At 68.9% G+C, this 2411-nt stretch carries 2 protein-coding genes; both read left to right on the forward strand.

All coding sequences use genetic code 11. The annotated features are described in order from the left end of the window. Window positions 1-496: urease accessory protein UreD (locus tag GA0115259_RS33715; protein WP_141716799.1), on the forward strand; the 496-nt coding region annotated here is incomplete at its 5' end. A 209-nt stretch (window positions 497-705) separates the two neighbouring features. Further along, window positions 706-2214, forward strand: a complete 1509-nt coding sequence (locus tag GA0115259_RS33720) for an alpha/beta hydrolase (protein ID WP_093603964.1) — start codon at window positions 706-708, stop codon at window positions 2212-2214. Window positions 2215-2411: the final 197 nt, after the last annotated feature.

Here is a 2411-nt window from a genome sequence, read left to right on the forward strand (position 1 = left end):
GGGCGCCGCCCACTACGACGTACGGCTGACGGTCGGCGAGCACGCCGAGCTGAACTGGCTGCCGGAGCAGCTCGTCACCGCGTATGGCAGCGAGCTGCGGATGCGTACGCATGTCGAACTCGCCGCCACCGGGCGTCTGACGCTGCGCGAGGAACAGATCCTCGGCCGCCACGGCGAGGAGTCCGGCACCCTGTTCACCCGGCTCACCGTGCTGCGCGCCGGGCGTCCGCTGCTCGACCAGGAACTCGCCTACGGTCCCGGAGCGCCCGCCGGCTGGGACGGCGGAGCGGTCCTCGGCGGCCATCGGGCCGTCGGCCAACTCCTCCTCGCCGGGCCGGAGTTCGAGGAGAAACCGGCCGTGCCACGGCTGCTGGGCGAGAGCGCCGTACTCACTCCGCTCGCCGGACCCGCCGTACTGATCACGGCCGTCGCGCCGGACGCCCTGCGGCTGCGGCGCGTACTGGACGAGGCACTGGACACCTCCGCGTACCGCTGAGCGGGACCGCGTTCACCGGTTATTGGTTCGGTAAAGAAACGCCGATACCTCCTGTTCTCAGCCGCCTCATAGACGAAAGGATCCCGGGGAGTCCTATCAACGCGCGTTGCGCAGGCAGCGCGGCACACAGGGGGAGGTTCCACTTGAGACGCACAGCAGTGCTCGGCTCGGCCGGCACTCTGCTCGCGGGCGCGCTCATAGCGAGCGCGATGGCCGCTCCGGCGAACGCCGACGGCCGTCACCACGGCGATCCGGCGGCGTACGGCGCCACGGTCGCCGCGGACCGGGCCGCGAAGAAGGGCATCGACTGGCAGGACTGCCCGGCCGACTGGGCGCTGGAAAAGCCCATCCAGTGCGGTTATGTCACCGTGCCGCTCGACTACGGCAAGCCGAACGGCCGGCAGATCAAGCTCGCCGTCGACCGTATCGGCAACACCGGCACCAAGGACCAGCGCCAGGGCGCGCTGATCTACAACCCCGGTGGTCCCGGTGGCTCCGGCATGGCGTTCCCGCGCCGTGTCATCACCAAGAACGCCATCTGGGCGGACGCGGCGAAGGCGTACGACTTCGTGGGCTTCGACCCGCGCGGAGTCGGCCGCTCGACACCCATCTCCTGTGTCGATCCGACGGAGTTCGTCAAGGCGCCCAAGCTCGATCCCGTCCCCGACAGCGAGGCCGACAAGCGCGCCCAGCGCAAGCTGGCGGCCGAGTACGCGGACGGCTGCAAGGAGCGCAGCGGCTGGATGCTGCCGCATATGACGACGCCCAACACCGCACGGGACCTGGATGTCATCCGGGCCGCGCTCGGTGAGAAGAAGCTCAACTACCTGGGCGTTTCCTACGGCACCTATCTCGGCGCGGTCTACGGCACGCTGTTCCCGACGCATGTGCGCCGGATGGTCGTGGACAGTGTGGTGAACCCGTCGAAGGAGAAGATCTGGTACCAGGCCAACCTGGACCAGGACGTGGCCTTCGAGATCCGGTTCCAGGACTGGATGAAGTGGGTCGCCCAGAACGACGCGACCTTCCACATCGGTGCCACCACCGCAGAGGTCGAGCGGCAGTGGGAGAAGCTGCGGGCCGCCGCCAAGAAGAGCCCGATCGGTGGGGTCGTCGGTCCCGCCGAGCTGATCGGCCTCTTCCAGGGCGCTCCGTACTACGACTCCAGCTGGGTGCCAGTCGCCTCCGTCTGGAGCGACTATCTGGCCGGTGACACCCAGGCACTCGTGGACGCGGCAGCGCCGGATCTGTCCGACACCGTGGGCAACGCCAAGGCCGAGAACGGCAACGCGGTCTACACCGCCGTCGAGTGCGCCGACGCCAAGTGGCCCACGAGCTGGCGGACCTGGGACCGGGACAACACCCGGCTCCACCGCGACCACCCGTTCCTCACCTGGGCCAACGCCTGGCTGAACCTGCCGTGCGCCACCTGGGGTGCCAAGCAGCAGACGCCGGTGGAGGTCAAGACCGGCAAGGGACTGCCGCCGGTGCTGATCACGCAGTCCACGCGTGACGCCGCCACGCCGTACGAGGGCGCAGTCGAGCTGCACAAGCGGTTCAAGGGCTCGCGTCTGATCACGGAGCGGGACGCCGGTTCGCACGGCATCACCAACCTGGCCAATCCGTGCATCAACGACCGGGTGAAGGCCTATCTGCTGACCGGCGCGCTGGACAGCGCCGATGTGACGTGCGCTCCGCACGCCACGCCGAAGCCGTAAGAGCCGAAGAACTGGGGCGGCCGGTGCAGACCGGCCGCCCCCTTTTTCCAAACGAGAGGCCCTAAGGGCTGTCCCGTAATCGCTGGTGGGTCAGCGCGCGGCGTCAGATGCGGTGCATCGCAAGGCGGAGGGACGTTCCCATACTGGGCGTATGGGGATGTTCCGACAACGCGGCGAGGTGCCGTAGCTGTCGTCGC

It is taken from the genome of Streptomyces sp. MnatMP-M17 (assembly GCF_900091995.1).
In the GTDB taxonomy this organism is placed as follows: domain Bacteria; phylum Actinomycetota; class Actinomycetes; order Streptomycetales; family Streptomycetaceae; genus Streptomyces.